The organism is Microbacterium sp. str. 'China', assembly GCF_002993305.1.
Lineage (GTDB): Bacteria > Actinomycetota > Actinomycetes > Actinomycetales > Microbacteriaceae > Microbacterium > Microbacterium paraoxydans.
Genome location: NZ_CP027434.1, coordinates 2,365,063 through 2,378,471 on the forward strand (window position 1 = coordinate 2,365,063; position 13,409 = coordinate 2,378,471).

Annotated in this window: 13 protein-coding genes; 2 read left to right on the forward strand and 11 right to left on the reverse strand. The window is 71.3% G+C overall.

The window, feature by feature from the left end; translation table 11 throughout:
- Positions 1-14 precede the first annotated feature (14 nt).
- The 6 genes from C6C15_RS11375 to C6C15_RS11400 all read right to left on the reverse strand — a co-directional run bounded on the left by C6C15_RS11375 (position 15) and on the right by C6C15_RS11400 (position 4,443).
- Complete coding sequence (locus C6C15_RS11375; protein ID WP_060922525.1) at positions 15-812, reverse strand: SseB family protein; 798 nt, start codon at positions 810-812, stop codon at positions 15-17.
- A complete protein-coding gene (gene priA / locus C6C15_RS11380) occupies positions 796-1,542 on the reverse strand; it encodes a bifunctional 1-(5-phosphoribosyl)-5-((5-phosphoribosylamino)methylideneamino)imidazole-4-carboxamide isomerase/phosphoribosylanthranilate isomerase PriA (RefSeq protein WP_025105284.1) in 747 nt (248 codons plus the stop codon). Before priA ends, C6C15_RS11375 begins: the two co-directional genes overlap by 17 nt.
- Before the next feature lie 112 nt (positions 1,543-1,654).
- Entirely contained in the window at positions 1,655-2,290 is a 636-nt protein-coding gene (hisH, locus tag C6C15_RS11385; RefSeq protein WP_060922524.1) for an imidazole glycerol phosphate synthase subunit HisH, read from the reverse strand.
- A complete protein-coding gene (hisB, locus tag C6C15_RS11390) occupies positions 2,287-2,904 on the reverse strand; it encodes an imidazoleglycerol-phosphate dehydratase HisB (RefSeq protein ID WP_060922523.1) in 618 nt (205 codons plus the stop codon). The genes hisH and hisB overlap by 4 nt, the downstream gene beginning before the upstream one ends.
- A complete protein-coding gene (locus C6C15_RS11395) occupies positions 2,901-3,995 on the reverse strand; it encodes a histidinol-phosphate transaminase (RefSeq protein WP_199787653.1) in 1,095 nt (364 codons plus the stop codon). The genes hisB and C6C15_RS11395 overlap by 4 nt, the downstream gene beginning before the upstream one ends.
- Before the next feature lie 79 nt (positions 3,996-4,074).
- Entirely contained in the window at positions 4,075-4,443 is a 369-nt protein-coding gene (locus tag C6C15_RS11400; protein WP_082750078.1) for a LysM peptidoglycan-binding domain-containing protein, read from the reverse strand.
- 283 nt (positions 4,444-4,726) lie between these two features.
- Here C6C15_RS11400 and lexA point away from each other — a divergent pair, with 283 nt between their 5' ends.
- On the forward strand, positions 4,727-5,413 hold the full coding sequence (lexA, locus tag C6C15_RS11405) for a transcriptional repressor LexA (protein ID WP_060922521.1): 687 nt from the start codon (positions 4,727-4,729) through the stop codon (positions 5,411-5,413).
- An 82-nt stretch (positions 5,414-5,495) separates the two neighbouring features.
- Here lexA and metE read toward each other — a convergent pair whose 3' ends face one another.
- Both metE and C6C15_RS11415 read right to left on the reverse strand, forming a co-directional pair.
- The gene (gene metE / locus C6C15_RS11410) at positions 5,496-7,805 is read right to left on the reverse strand and encodes a 5-methyltetrahydropteroyltriglutamate--homocysteine S-methyltransferase (protein ID WP_105950151.1); all 2,310 of its coding nucleotides are present in this window, start codon (positions 7,803-7,805) and stop codon (positions 5,496-5,498) included.
- A gap of 21 nt (positions 7,806-7,826) precedes the next feature.
- Positions 7,827-8,774, reverse strand: a complete 948-nt coding sequence (locus C6C15_RS11415; protein WP_105950152.1) for a methylenetetrahydrofolate reductase — start codon at positions 8,772-8,774, stop codon at positions 7,827-7,829.
- Positions 8,775-8,958: 184 nt separating this feature from the next.
- On the opposite strand from C6C15_RS11415, the gene C6C15_RS11420 reads away from it, so the two are divergent.
- Positions 8,959-10,821, forward strand: coding sequence for a S9 family peptidase (locus C6C15_RS11420; RefSeq protein ID WP_105950153.1), 1,863 nt, complete (start codon positions 8,959-8,961; stop codon positions 10,819-10,821).
- A 10-nt stretch (positions 10,822-10,831) separates the two neighbouring features.
- On the opposite strand, the gene smpB is transcribed toward C6C15_RS11420, so the two are convergent.
- The 3 genes from smpB to ftsE form a co-directional block, all read right to left on the reverse strand.
- A complete protein-coding gene (gene smpB, locus C6C15_RS11425) occupies positions 10,832-11,308 on the reverse strand; it encodes an SsrA-binding protein SmpB (RefSeq protein WP_050722832.1) in 477 nt (158 codons plus the stop codon).
- A 68-nt stretch (positions 11,309-11,376) separates the two neighbouring features.
- A complete protein-coding gene (gene ftsX / locus C6C15_RS11430) occupies positions 11,377-12,291 on the reverse strand; it encodes a permease-like cell division protein FtsX (protein ID WP_105950154.1) in 915 nt (304 codons plus the stop codon).
- Complete coding sequence (gene ftsE / locus C6C15_RS11435) at positions 12,288-13,382, reverse strand: cell division ATP-binding protein FtsE (protein ID WP_083370887.1); 1,095 nt, start codon at positions 13,380-13,382, stop codon at positions 12,288-12,290. The genes ftsX and ftsE overlap by 4 nt, the downstream gene beginning before the upstream one ends.
- Positions 13,383-13,409 lie beyond the last annotated feature (27 nt).

The following is a 13,409-nucleotide window of genomic DNA, read 5'->3' on the forward strand; positions in this document are numbered from 1 at the left end:
GCCGAAGCTCCGCCTCAGATGCTGCGGCGGAGCTTGACCGTCAGCGAGTCGGCGAGGACGGCGATGCGGTCGTCCGCGGCCCAGCGCTGGGCGAGCCGTCCGAGCACGGCATCCAGGACCTCGCGCTCCAAGCCGTCGACGAGCTCCAGCACGACGATGAGCTCGGGTCCGCGGAGCCGGGCGTCCGGGTCTCCCGGCGCGACCGCGACGTCGATCACGGCGAGCTCGTGGGCGATGCTCTCCCGAAGGGCGGTGACGACCTCGGGAGAGAGGAAGCTCGGCTCCCACGCGTGTCCCTGCGCCACGGCCCAGACGGCGGGGCGGCGGATCACGAACTCGGTGTCGGACGTGGGGTCCAGCACGATGAGATCGGTGTCCTCCGACGACGCGGCCAGGGCCGCGCGGACGGCCTCGACCGGGATGGGGCGTGCCGACGGATCCCAGCGCTGCATCGTCTCGACCGACGAGAACACCGGCTGGACGCGGCGCCCGTCCGGGGCGGCCACGGTGACGATCGAGAGCTCCTGCGTCTTGTCCACCGCGAGACCGCTGGGCGCCACCCCCTCCTCGCCCTTCTCCGCGATCAGGGGCACGAGGACCCGGGCGGAGCGGAACGCGTCGACGACCTCGGCCTGGCTCCCCTCGCCCGCACGGAAACGGTGCAGCGCCGCGAGGAGAGCCGGGTCCGCCGAGCCGTCGTCCGCCGCATGCGGGTTCGACTCGAAGCTGCGGCCCTCCCAGGGGACGCCGGCGGAATCGGCCCGGTTGTGCGACTCGGGGCCGCAGGCGTGAGGGTCAGTCTCCGGCGACATCCAGGGCCTCCGCGAGCGTGAAGGCGCCCGCGTACAGAGCCTTGCCGACGATGGCCCCCTCGACGCCCAGGGGCACGAGGTCGCGCAGCGCGGCGATGTCGTCGAGGTTCGAGATGCCACCGGACGCGACGACCGGCTTCGGCGTGCGCGAGGTCACCTCGCGCAGGAGCTCGAGGTTCGGACCGCGCAGCGTGCCGTCCTTGGTCACGTCGGTGACGACGTAGCGGCTGCAGCCGGCGTCCTCGAGGCGCTCGAGCACCTCCCAGAGGTCGCCGCCCTCCTTCGTCCAGCCCCGCGCGGCGAGCGTCGTGCCACGGACGTCGAGGCCGACGGCGATCGCCTCCCCGAACCGGCTGATCACGTCGGCCGCCCACTCGGGGTTCTCCAGCGCGGCGGTGCCGAGGTTGATGCGCGCGGCACCGCTCTCCAGCGCGGCTTCCAGGCTCGCGTCGTCCCGGATGCCGCCGGAGAGCTCGACGTTGACGTTCTTGAACTGCTTGATGACCTTGCGCAGGATCGGCGCGTTGCTCCCGCGACCGAACGCCGCGTCCAGATCGACGAGGTGGATCCAGGAGGCTCCCTGCGAGACCCACTCCCCTGCCGCGTCGAGCGGGTCGCCGTAGCTCGTCTCGGTCCCGGCCTCCCCCTGGGTGAGACGGACCGCCTTCCCGCCGGCGACGTCGACCGCGGGAAGGAGCGTGAGCGAGGGGGACTGCGCGAAGTCGTTCATGGGGTCCTTGGTTCGGGTGGGTCTGCGGCCCGAGCGGGCACGAGAGACGAGGGTAGTCCGCCGCGGGGCGCGGGACAAACCGCGTGACGCCGGGCGCCGACGCGGCTCGGGGTCAGAGGCTCTGCACCCAGTTCCGGAGCAGCCGGATGCCGGCGTCCCCGGACTTCTCCGGGTGGAACTGCGTCGCCGAGAGCGGGCCGTTCTCGACGGCCGCGAGGAAGGGGCCGCCGTACTCCGCCCAGGTCAGCACGGGCTGCGGGAACGGCGGGATCACGTCGAGCTCCCAGGACTGCGCCGCATAGGAGTGCACGAAGTAGAAGCGCTCCTGCTCGATCCCGCGGAACAGGACGGTGTCCTTCCCCGGCTCGACGGTGTTCCAGCCCATGTGCGGCAGCACGGGCGCGTTGAGTTCCGTCACTGCGCCCGGCCACTCGCCGAGGCCCGCGGTGTCGTGCCCCCGCTCGACGCCGTGCTCGAAGAGCACCTGCATGCCGACGCAGATGCCGAGGACCGGTCGGCCGCCCGCGAGACGACGGCCGATGATCTCGTCGCCGCCGTGGGCGTGCAGAGCGTCCCGCACCGCCTGGAAGGCCCCGACACCGGGCACGACGAACCCGTCCGCCTCGAGCGCCTCGGCGCGGTCGCGCGTGAGGACGGCGTCGGCTCCCGCGGCGACGAGGGCCTTGACCGCGGAGTGGACGTTGCCGGACTCGTAGTCGAAGACGGCGACCCGGGGCGCGGCGCTCACAAGGCTCCCTTGGTGGATGGGATGCCGTCGACGAGGGGATCCAGCGCCTTCGCCTGACGGAACGCCCGCGCGAACGCCTTGAACTCGGCCTCGGCGATGTGGTGCGGGTCGCGCCCGCCCAGCACCCGGACGTGCACGGTCAGCGCGGCGTTGAAGGTGATGGCCTCGAAGACGTGCCGCACGAGTGATCCCGTGAAGTGCCCGCCGATCAGGTGGTGCTCGAAGCCGGCCGGCTCCCCCTCGTGCACGAGGTAGGGGCGACCGGAGATGTCGACGACGGCCTGCGCCAGGGCCTCGTCCAGCGGGACGAGGGCGTCGCCGTACCGGGAGATGCCGGACTTGTCTCCGAGGGCTGCCAGGATCGCCTGGCCGAGCACGATCGAGACGTCCTCCACGGTGTGGTGGGCGTCGATGTGGGTGTCCCCGGAGGCCCGCACGGTGAGATCCGTCAGCGAGTGCTTGGCGAACGCCGTGAGCATGTGGTCGAAGAACGGCACCGAGGTGTCGATGCGGCTCGCACCGGTGCCGTCGAGGTTCAGCTCGACCTCGACGGTGGACTCCGACGTGCTGCGCACGCGGCTCGCGGTGCGTGCGGTGGGCGCGGGGATGGTCATGATGCCGATCCTATCGAGGCCAGGGCATCCAGGAACGCCGTCGTCTCCGCCTCGGTGCCGGCGCTGACGCGCAGGTGGCCGGGGATGCCGACGTCGCGGACGAGCACGCCGCGGTCGTACAGCTGCTGCCACGTCGCCTGCGGATCCGCGACGCCGCCGAACAGCACGAAGTTGGACCACGAGAGGTGCGGGGTGTATCCGAGGGCTTCGAGCGTCGCCGTGATGCGGTCACGCTGCTCCACGATCTCCTGCACCATGCCGAGCATGACGTCGGCGTTGCGGAGGGCGGCGACCGCGGCGGCCTGCGTCAGAGCGCTCAGGTGGTACGGCAGTCGCACGAGCCGGAGCGCGTCGATGAACGCCGGATCGGCCGCGAGGTAGCCGACGCGGGCACCGGCGAAGGCAAAGGCCTTGCTCATGGTGCGGGAGACGGCGAGCCGCGGCCGTCCTTCCAGGAGGGTGAGGGCCGACGCCGCATCCCGTGGCGCGAACTCCTGGTAGGCCTCGTCGACGATCACGACGCCGCGGGCCGCCTCGTAGACGGCCTCCACCACGTCGAGCCCCAGCGGGGTGCCGGTCGGGTTGTTCGGCGAGCAGAGGATCACGATGTCGGGGTCGGCCGCGCGCACCTGCTCCGCCGCCTCCTCCGGGGTGACCGTGTAGTCGGGCTGACGGGTGCCGGCGATCCAGGACGCACCGGTCCCCTTCGCGATGAGCGGGTACATCGAGTACGTGGGGCCGAAGCCGAAGGCCGTGCGCCCCGGTCCGCCGAAGGCCTGGAAGATGTGCTGCAGCACCTCGTTGGATCCGTTGCCCGCCCAGATCTGCTCCGACGTGAGGCCGTGCCCCAGATAGTCGGCGAACGCCTCCCGCAGCGTGGTGAACTCACGGTCCGGGTACCGGTTCACGTCTCGGATCGCCACCGCGATGTCGTCGAGGATGTCGCTGGCGACCTCGTCGGGAACAGGATGCGTGTTCTCGTTGACGTTGAGGGCGACCGGCAGCGGGGCCTGAGGTGCGCCGTACGGGGTGAGTCCGCGCAGATCGTCGCGGAGCGGGAGATCGTTGAGGGAGAAGGTCACCCTTCCCATCTTAAGAGGAGCACGGAGGGCCGAGGTCATCGTGACGATCGGATCGTCAGGGACCGGACGCAGGACCTCGGACTCCGCGTCAGTCGGTGTACCGTGCCGGGAGCGCGAGCTCCTGGCCGACCTGGAGCTCACCGCCGCGCAGGAGGTTCATCCGGCTGATCTCGCCGATGACATCCCGCGGGTCGGCGGCGGGAGCGATGCTGCTCGCGATCGACCAGAGCGTGTCACCGGGCATGACCGTGACGGTCTCGACGGAGACGGCCGGTGCGTCTACACCGGAGGCGATCGCGCTGCCCCCACCGATGGCGGCGAAGGCGATACCCGCAGCGAGCGGGACGGAGGCGAGCGCGAGCAGGGTGCGGCGGCCGCGGGCCGTGATCCGCAGCCGGGTGGCCGGACGGGCCGATGCCGGAAGGGCGGTCGCGGTACTGAGGCTCATGCTGCTCATGTCTGCTCCTTACTGTCCCGGCGCCGGAGCCCGGGGAGGTTGGCGTAGCTTTCGCATCCGCGCCTCGGCCGGGAGCCGTGGATGCGAAGCTACGTTCCGAAGATATCTTCGAGTTCGAACATCTGTCAAGCTGTCTTCGAAACCATGCCCCGCGAATCGCCCGACACGCTCGAACAGATCTTCCAGATCGGCACGTTTCTCGGATACGGTTTCGACAAGGACACCCCACCACGGGCCACCGACATTCGAAGCGGCACGTCGGATCACGCAGTGAAGGAGCACCATGAGCGACACCTCAGCCCTCGAGTCCGAGGCGCCGCGCACCCGTCGTCGCAAGAACCTCAGCCCGAAGCAGATGGCGATCCTCGAGGTCATCCAGGCCTCGATCGCACAGAACGGCTATCCGCCGAGCATGCGTGAGATCGGCGACGCCGTCGGGCTCAAGTCGCTGTCCAGCGTCACCCACCAGCTCGGCCAGCTCGAGCTCAGCGGCTACCTGCGGCGCGACCCGGGCAAGACTCGCGCGATGGAGGTCCTCATCGACCTCCCCGGTACCGGCGCGGAGAACCCGGCGGATGTGGTGACTCCTGTCGGCGATGCTGCACTCGTGCCGCTGGTCGGGCGGATCGCCGCGGGCGTGCCGATCACGGCGGACCAGCAGGTCGAAGAGATCTTCCCGCTCCCCCGGCAGCTCGTCGGCAAGGGCGACCTCTTCATGCTCAAGGTGTCCGGGGAGTCGATGATCGACGCCGCCATCTGCGACGGCGACTGGGTCGTCGTGCGCTCGCAGAACACGGCGGAGAACGGCGAGATCGTGGCCGCGATGCTCGACGGCGAGGCGACCGTCAAGGTGCTCCGACGTCGCGACGGCCACACGTGGCTGCTCCCCCGCAACTCCGCGTTCGAGCCGATCCTGGGCGACGAGGCGGTCGTGCTCGGCAAGGTCGTCGCGGTCATGCGCGCCGTCTGAGGCACCGCATCGTCGGTGAGACGAGAACGAAGGCCCTCCCGGTCGCACCGGGAGGGCCTTCGTGTGTCCGGGGACGACCGCGTCAGGCGGTGACCACCACGTCTTCGCGCACGCGCCGCGTGGCCTCGACGATGTTCCGCAGCGACGCCGTGGTCTCGGCGTAGCCGCGGGTCTTCAGACCGCAGTCCGGGTTCACCCAGAGCTGACGGAGGGGGATCTCCTCCACCGCACGCCGCAGCAGGGACTCGACCTCCTCCACGGTGGGCACGCGCGGCGAGTGGATGTCGTACACGCCGGGGCCGATGCCGTGGTCGAAGCCCACCTCGGCGATGTCCGCGACGACCTCCATGCGGCTCCGGGCCGCCTCGATGGACGTGACGTCCGCGTCGAGCGCACGGATCGCGTCGATCACCACGCCGAACTCCGAGTAACAGAGGTGGGTGTGCACCTGGGTCGCCGCCGCAGCCCCGCCCGTGGCCAGACGGAACGAGGCGACAGACCAGTCGAGGTACGCCGGCTGGTCGGCCTGCTTCAACGGGAGCAGCTCCCGGAGCGCCGGCTCGTCGACCTGGATCACCTGGATGCCCGCGGCCTCCAGATCGGCGATCTCATCGCGCAGCGCCAGCGCCACCTGGTTCGCCGTCTGCTCCAGCGGCTGGTCGTCGCGGACGAAGGACCACGCGAGGATCGTGACGGGGCCCGTGAGCATCCCCTTCATGTGCTTCGCCGTGAGCGACCGGGCGTACGCCGACCAAGCGACCGTGATGGGCGCGGGACGCGAGACATCGCCCCAGAGGATCGATGGACGCGTCGCTCGCGAGCCGTACGACTGCACCCAGCCGTGCTGCGTGACCGCGAAGCCGTCGAGGTGCTCAGCGAAGTACTGCACCATGTCGTTGCGCTCCGGCTCGCCGTGCACGAGGACGTCGAGACCGAGGTCCTCCTGCAGGGAGACGACCGCGGCGACCTCACGGCGCAGGAACTCCTCGTAGTCGTCCTCGGGGATCTCGCCGCGGAGGAACTGCGCGCGGGCGCGGCGGATGTCGCCGGTCTGCGGGAAGGAGCCGATCGTCGTCAGGGGCAGCGCCGGCAGACCGAGGGCGTTCTGCGCCTCCTCCCGCTCCTGGTACGGGGCCCGGGCGAAGTCGGCGTCGCTGAGCGCGCGAGAACGCACCGCACCGTCGCGCACACCGGGAGCGGTCAGGCGGTCCTGCAGCGCAGCGGTCGCCGCGTCCAGCTCGGCCGCGATCGCCGTGCGCCCTTCGGACAGGCCGCGGGCGAGGGTCACGACCTGCTGCACCTTCTGATCCGCGAAGGCGAGCCAGGACACCAGGCGCGCGTCCAGCGCCGTCTCGTCCTCCACGTCGTGCGGCACGTGCAGCAGCGAGGTCGAAGTCGAGGCCGACACCGGGACCCCGAGCGCGCGGAGCGCCTCCAGAGAGTCGAACGCTGCGGAGAGGTCGCCGCGCCAGATGTTGTGACCGTCGATCACACCGCCGACGAGGGTCTTGCCCTCGAGGCCCGGCACCGCGTCGGGCACGGTGCCGCGCACGAGATCCACGGCGATGGCCTCGACGGGGGCGGCGGCCACGGTCGCGAACGTCGCGCCGAGGCTCGCGTACGGGGCCGCGACGAGGATCGAGGGACGCTCTTCGGCGTTCCCGAGCACCGCGAGCGCGCGCTCCGCGGCGGAGGCGAGCTGTGCGGTGGTGGCCGGCAGGGACTCGCTCACGAGGGCGGGCTCGTCGAGCTGCACCCACTCGGCGCCCGCGGCGCGCAGACGGGCGAGCAGGTCGACATAGACCGGCAGGACGTCATCCAGCCGCGAGAGCGGCTCGAAGCCCTCCGGCGCGTCGTCCGAGGCCTTCGCGAGCGCCAGCAGCGTGACCGGCCCGACGACCACGGGACGCGTGACGAAGCCGGCGGCGACCGCCTCGGCGACCTCGCGCACCAGGCGGTCGCTGGCGAGGGAGAACACCGTCTCCGGACCGATCTCCGGAACGAGGTAGTGGTAGTTCGAGTCGAACCACTTCGTCATCTCCAGCGGCGCCCGCTCGCCCTCACCGCGGGCGACGGTGAACAGGGCAGAGAGGCCGATCGACCCGTCGGCCTCGCGGAGGTCGTCGAAGCGGGCGGGGATCGCGCCGACCGTGACGGCGGCGTCGAGGACCTGGTCGTAGAAGGAGAAGGACTCGGGGATGGACGAGTCCGCGCGGCCGAGGCCGAGCCCCGCCAGGCGCTCGCGGGTCGTCGCGCGCAACTCCGCGGCCGTCCGCTCCAGCTCCTGCTCGTCGATGCGCCCGGCCCAGAACGCCTCGACGGCCTTCTTGAGCTCGCGGCGACGGCCGATGCGGGGGTAGCCGAGGATGGTGCCCTCGGGGAATGCGGTCATGGTGTTTCCTTTCGGCGGGGACTAATGCCGGAGCGCCGGGACGATGCCGGCTTCGGCGAGGACGGTCAGGACGGTCTCGTGCTGGTTGAACGCGTACAGATGCACGCCGGGGGCCCCGCCCGCGACGACGTCGGCGGCGAGGCGCGCGGCCCAGGAGATCCCGATCTCCCGGCGCCCTTCGGCGGTCGGCTCGACATCGAGGGCGATCGAGAGCTCGCTGGGCAGGTCCTCCCCGGTCAGCTCCAGCACCCGGGCCAGCCGGGTCGGCGACGTGATCGGCATGATGCCGGGGAGGATCGGGATGGTGACACCTCCGGCGCGGGCGCGCTCCACGAAGGCGAGGTAGTCATCGGGGTGGAAGAAGAGCTGCGTGATGGCGAAGGTCGCGCCCGCGGCCTGCTTGGCGAGCAGCGCCTCGACATCCTGCGTGCGGTGCGTGGCCCGGGGGTGCCCCTTCGGGAAGGCGGCGACCGCGATGTCGACCTTCTGCCGGGGGGCCACGAGCGCGGCTCCGGGGAGACCGGGGACCGGAGACTCCTGATACGGCGCGCGTTCGGCCTGGACGCGATCGATGAGCTGCACGAGCTGGGCGGCGCTCTCCAGGTCGCCCAGGAAGGGCTCGCTCTGTCCCGCGGGCGGGTCTCCGCGCAGGGCGAGGAAGCGGAGGATCCCGGCGTCGAGGAACTCCCGGATGAGCGCGGTGGCTCCGGCGTAGGTGTTGCCGACGCACGTGAGATGAGCGAGGGGTTCGACGTCGGTGTGCTCGCGGATGAAGCGCAGCACATCGAGCGACCGGCCACCGGTCGAGCCGCCGGCGCCGTAGGTCACCGACAGGAACTCCGGGCCGGCTGCGGCGAGGCGACGGACCGTCTCGTGCAGGGCCTCCTGGCTCGACTCCGAGCGCGGCGGGTAGAGCTCGAACGAGAACGGCACGCGGGAGGCGCGAGCGGTGTCGAACGTGGAAGACATCTTCTCTCCAGGGGACAGGGGCCGGGGTCCGCGCACGACGAAGAGCACGTCGTTCGCGGGCGGGTGCCGGGCTCGGCTGTCGCTCCACGCCCGGGATGGACCGGGCGTTTCCAGAAACCTAGAACACGGCCTCGGCCCGCCGCACGAGTGTGACGTCGTGTGTCACCGCCCATAGGCTCGAGGCATGTCCTCACCGTTCGGTTCCTGGTCCTCCCCCTTCACCGCCGCAGCCGTCGCAGGAGCGGCGCCGCGCATCGACGGGGCCCGCTTCGTCGGCGACGAGGTGTGGTGGGCCGAGTCCGTGCCCGCGGAAGGCGGAAGGGTGACGATACGCAGCTCGACGGGCACGGAGATCCTCCCGGCCCCCTGGAACGCCCGCTCCCGCGTGCACGAGTACGGGGGCGGCGCCTGGACCGTCGATGGCGACACCCTGTACTTCGTCTCCGGCGCCGACCAGCGCGTGCACCGGATGGATCGAGATGCCGAGCCGAGTCCCCTCACCGCCGCCGGCCCTTCGTACGGCGGACTGCGCGTGCAGAGCGGCCGGCTGTTGGCGGTCAGGGAAGACCTCTCGACCGACCCGCACCGCCGCGCGATCGTGGAGCTCCCCGTGGACGGCTCAGCCGCCGAGGACGCCTCCGCGATCCGGGTGGTCGTCGAGGGTCCCGGCTTCTTCGCCCACCCCGCGCTCTCGCCCGACGGCAGCCGCGTCGCCTGGGTCGAGTGGCAGGCGGACAGCATGCCCTGGGAGAGCGCCACGCTCGCGATCGGATCGGCGGCCGGCGGGACGATCACCCGGGTGCCCACCTCCGCCGCCCTGCAGCCGGAATGGACCGGCGACGACGCCCTCGTGTTCGCCGATGACGCCTCGGGACGCTGGCAGCTCCAGCATCTCGCGCTCGACGGCCTGCAGCCCGGCGCCTCCCACCCCCTGACCTCGTCCGACGCGGACACCGGCTACGGCCTGTGGGTGCTCGGCAACCGCTGGTTCCAGCCGCTGGCGGACGGCCGCGTCGTGGCCGTGCGCACCGACGGCCGCGACGAGGTGCAGCTCGTGTCCCCGGACGGCGAGACGCGCGCGATCACGGTCCCGGGCGACGGGCATCTCAGCGTGGATGACGTCTCGGGCTCCCGCGTCCTGCTCAGCGGCGACGGCTCACGCGTGACCTCCGGCATCTGGTGCGTCGACGTGGACAGCGGGGCCGTCGAGACCGTCACCGGCGGCGCTCCGGTCGATGAGGAGTGGATGCCGGCGGCCCAGCAGCTCGTCGTGGAAGGTGCGCACGGCCCCGTGCACGCTTTCGCGTATCCGCCCGCCGCGCCCGGAGAGCCCCGCGGCGCCGACGGCGAGCTCCCGCCCTACATCGTGCTCGTGCACGGCGGGCCGACCGCCCACGTCACGGGAGCGGCCTCCGCCTCGGTCGCGTTCTTCACGAGCCGGGGAATCGGGGTGCTCGACGTGAACTACGGCGGGTCCACCGGTTACGGCCGGGCGTACCGCGACCGCCTGCAGGGGCAGTGGGGCGTCGTCGACGTGGACGACGTGATCGCGGCCGCCCGCGGGCTCGCGGACGCCGGGCTCGCCGACCCCGCGCGCATCGCCATCCGCGGCGGCTCGGCCGGCGGCTGGACGGTGCTCTCGGCGCTCGTGCGCGGCGGGACGTTCGCCGCCGGCATCAGCCGCTACGGCGTCGCGGATCTGCGGATGCTCGCCGCCGAGACCCATGACTTCGAGGCGTCGTACCTCGACGGCCTCGTCGGTCCGCTCCCCGCTGCCGAGCACGTGTACATCGAGCGCTCACCGCTGACGCACGCCGACCGCATCGACGTGCCGGTGCTGCTGCTGCAGGGCGGGGAGGACCGCGTCGTGCCGCCGTCCCAGTCCGAGGCCATCCGCGACGCCCTGGCGGCGAACGGCATCGACCACGAGTATGTGCTGTACCCGGGCGAGGGGCATGGATTCCGCAGTGCGGAGACGATCGTCGACGCGCTGGAACGCGAACTCGCGTTCCTCGGCCGGGTGTTCGGCTTCACGCCGAGCCTCTGACCTCGGCGGGCTACTCCCCCACCCGGTTGCGCAGCCGCATCGCGCGCTCGGCCTCGCGGGTGTCCTGGCGTTCGCGGAGGGTCTGGCGCTTGTCGTACTCGCGCTTGCCCTTCGCGAGGGCGATCTCGACCTTGGCGCGGCCGTCCGAGAAGTACAGCTTGAGCGGGATCAGCGTGTATCCGCCTGCGGAGACGGCGTGGGCGAGCTTCGCGATCTCCTCCCGGTGCAGGAGGAGCTTGCGGATGCGCTTGGCCGAGTGGTTCGTCCAGTGCCCCTGCGAGTACTCCGGGATGTGCACGGCGTCGAGGAAGACCTCGTTGCCCTTCACGAACGCGTACCCGTCGCTGAGGTTCGCGCGTCCCTGACGGAGCGACTTCACCTCAGTGCCCGTGAGCACCATGCCCGCCTCGTACGACTTCTCGATGTTGTAGTCGTGACGCGCGCGACGATTGGTCGCGATGACCTTCTCCCCGCGTTCCCTGGGCATGATGATCTCCTGTGCTGTAGTGCCGTGGACGGCTCGGCAGCGGATCGGCCGAGCAGCCTTTCAGGGTATCAGGTGCGCAACCATCGTCGGATCGCGAAGCCGGCCGACAGCGCCGCGAGCACGACACCGAGCCCGACGAGGACCGGGACCACGAGGATCGCGTCCTGCATGGTCACCCACGTCGTGATGAACGGTACGCGCCCGCGCAGGTAGCCGTTCACACCGAAGTGCATGCCGGCGACGACCGCCGCGCTCGCGAGGGCCGAACCCAGGAGCGCGGCGAACACGCCCTCCAGGACGAACGGCGTCTGGATGAAGCGGTTCGAGGCGCCGACGAGGCGCATGATGCCGATCTCCTTGCGTCGCGCATAGGCGGACAGGCGGATGGTCGTGGCGATCAGCAGAGTCGCGGCGATGAGCATGAGGACGGCGATGCCGACGGCGATGTACGTCGCCACCGTCAGCGCGGAGAAGAGCGGTTCGAGGTATTGGAGCTGGTCCTGCACCTGTTCCACTCCGGCCTGGCCGCTGAACGCCTCGGCGAGCACCTGCGACTGGCCCGGGTCCTTCATCGTGACGAAGAAGACCTCGAACGCCTGGTCGGGCGAGAGCACGCTGGCCTGCTCCTCCCCCACCTGCTCGACGAGCTTGGCGTACGTCTCCTCCTTCGTGTCGAAGGTCATGGAGCTGATGAGCGGCGACAGCGCGTCGCCCTCGAGCTGGGCGCGCACGGCGGCGACCTGCTCCTCGCTCGCCGCGCCGTCCACGCAGGTGTCCGACTCCGACACCGCGGAGCACATGTAGACCGCCACCTGGGCGCGCTCGGCCCAGTAGCCGCGCATCACGCCGATCTGCGACTGCATGAGGATCGCCGCGCCGACGAACGTCAGCGACACGAAGGTGACGAGCACGACGGAGATCACCATCGAGATGTTGCGCCGCAGGCCGACGAGGGCCTCGGTCAGGATCAGGCCGATTCTCATGAGGTCGGGCCCACTTCCTCATCGTCCTGGTCGGACAGCCCGAGGCGGTCCGCGACGCCGAGCTCGGCGACGTCCACCTCCGGGATCACGATCGGGTGCGTGCGCGGACCCGCGGGCGCGGGGCGCTCGGCGGCGGGCTGCGGCGGCACGACATCCGGCGGTTCGACCACGCCCGGCTCCCGTGCCGGCTCCGGCGGCTCGACCACCTGCGGGGCCGGGTCGGCGGCGGGCTTGGTGACCGCGGGAGACGCGGCCGCGGCCCGGCGCTGGGCGTCCAGCTCCTCGGCCAGTGCGGCACGGACCACGGAAAGGTCGGCGGTCTGGCGCTGCACCTCCTGGACGGCGGTGAGAGCGGCGGCGGCCGCGGCACCGCGGACCTCCTCCGGCACCAGACGCGGGATGTTCGAGGTGTCGCCGTATCCGCCGTGCACCTCGTCGCGGACCATCTCGCCGTCGCGGAGCTCGATCACGCGGCGGCGCATCTGGTCGACGAAGCCGGCCTCGTGCGTGGCCATGAGCACCGTCGTGCCGCCCGCGTTGATCCGGGCGAGCAGCTGCATGATGTCGACGGAGGTCGCGGGGTCGAGGTTTCCGGTGGGCTCGTCGGCGAGCAGCACCTGCGGACGGTTGACGAGCGCCCTGGCGATCGCGACGCGCTGCTGCTCCCCGCCGGAGAGCTCGTGCGGCATGCGCTTCTCCTTGCCGTCGAGCCCGACGAGCGCGAGCGCCTCGGGAACGGCCTGCTGGATGAAGCCGCGGGACGATCCGGTGACCTGCAGCGTGAAGGCGACGTTCTGGTAGACCGTCTTGGACGGCAGCAGCCGGAAGTCCTGGAACACCGAGCCGATGTGGCGGCGGAAGTACGGCACCTTCCGGTTCGCCAGAGCCCGCAGATCGCGGCCGAGGACGGCGACGCGACCCGTCGTGGGCACATCCTCGCGCAGGATGAGGCGCAGACAGGAGGATTTGCCGGAGCCGGAGGCACCGACCAGGAAGACGAACTCCCCGCGCTGCACCTCGAAGTCGACACCGGACAGGGCGGGCTTCGACGTCCCGCGGTAGCGTTTCGTGACGTTCTCGAACCGAATCATGGCGATTCGAGCCTAAGCGCGCCACGG

Coding starts and splice junctions, on each gene's coding strand:
- C6C15_RS11375 (WP_060922525.1), bottom strand. CDS start 812: ATGTCGCCGGAGACTGACCCTCACGCCTGCGGCCCCGAGTCGCACAAC.
- priA (WP_025105284.1), bottom strand. CDS start 1,542: ATGAACGACTTCGCGCAGTCCCCCTCGCTCACGCTCCTTCCCGCGGTC.
- hisB (WP_060922523.1), bottom strand. CDS start 2,904: ATGACCATCCCCGCGCCCACCGCACGCACCGCGAGCCGCGTGCGCAGC.
- C6C15_RS11395 (WP_199787653.1), bottom strand. CDS start 3,995: ATGGGAAGGGTGACCTTCTCCCTCAACGATCTCCCGCTCCGCGACGAT.
- C6C15_RS11400 (WP_082750078.1), bottom strand. CDS start 4,443: ATGAGCAGCATGAGCCTCAGTACCGCGACCGCCCTTCCGGCATCGGCC.
- lexA (WP_060922521.1), top strand. CDS start 4,727: ATGAGCGACACCTCAGCCCTCGAGTCCGAGGCGCCGCGCACCCGTCGT.
- metE (WP_105950151.1), bottom strand. CDS start 7,805: ATGACCGCATTCCCCGAGGGCACCATCCTCGGCTACCCCCGCATCGGC.
- C6C15_RS11415 (WP_105950152.1), bottom strand. CDS start 8,774: ATGTCTTCCACGTTCGACACCGCTCGCGCCTCCCGCGTGCCGTTCTCG.
- C6C15_RS11420 (WP_105950153.1), top strand. CDS start 8,959: ATGTCCTCACCGTTCGGTTCCTGGTCCTCCCCCTTCACCGCCGCAGCC.
- smpB (WP_050722832.1), bottom strand. CDS start 11,308: ATGCCCAGGGAACGCGGGGAGAAGGTCATCGCGACCAATCGTCGCGCG.
- ftsX (WP_105950154.1), bottom strand. CDS start 12,291: ATGAGAATCGGCCTGATCCTGACCGAGGCCCTCGTCGGCCTGCGGCGC.
- ftsE (WP_083370887.1), bottom strand. CDS start 13,382: ATGATTCGGTTCGAGAACGTCACGAAACGCTACCGCGGGACGTCGAAG.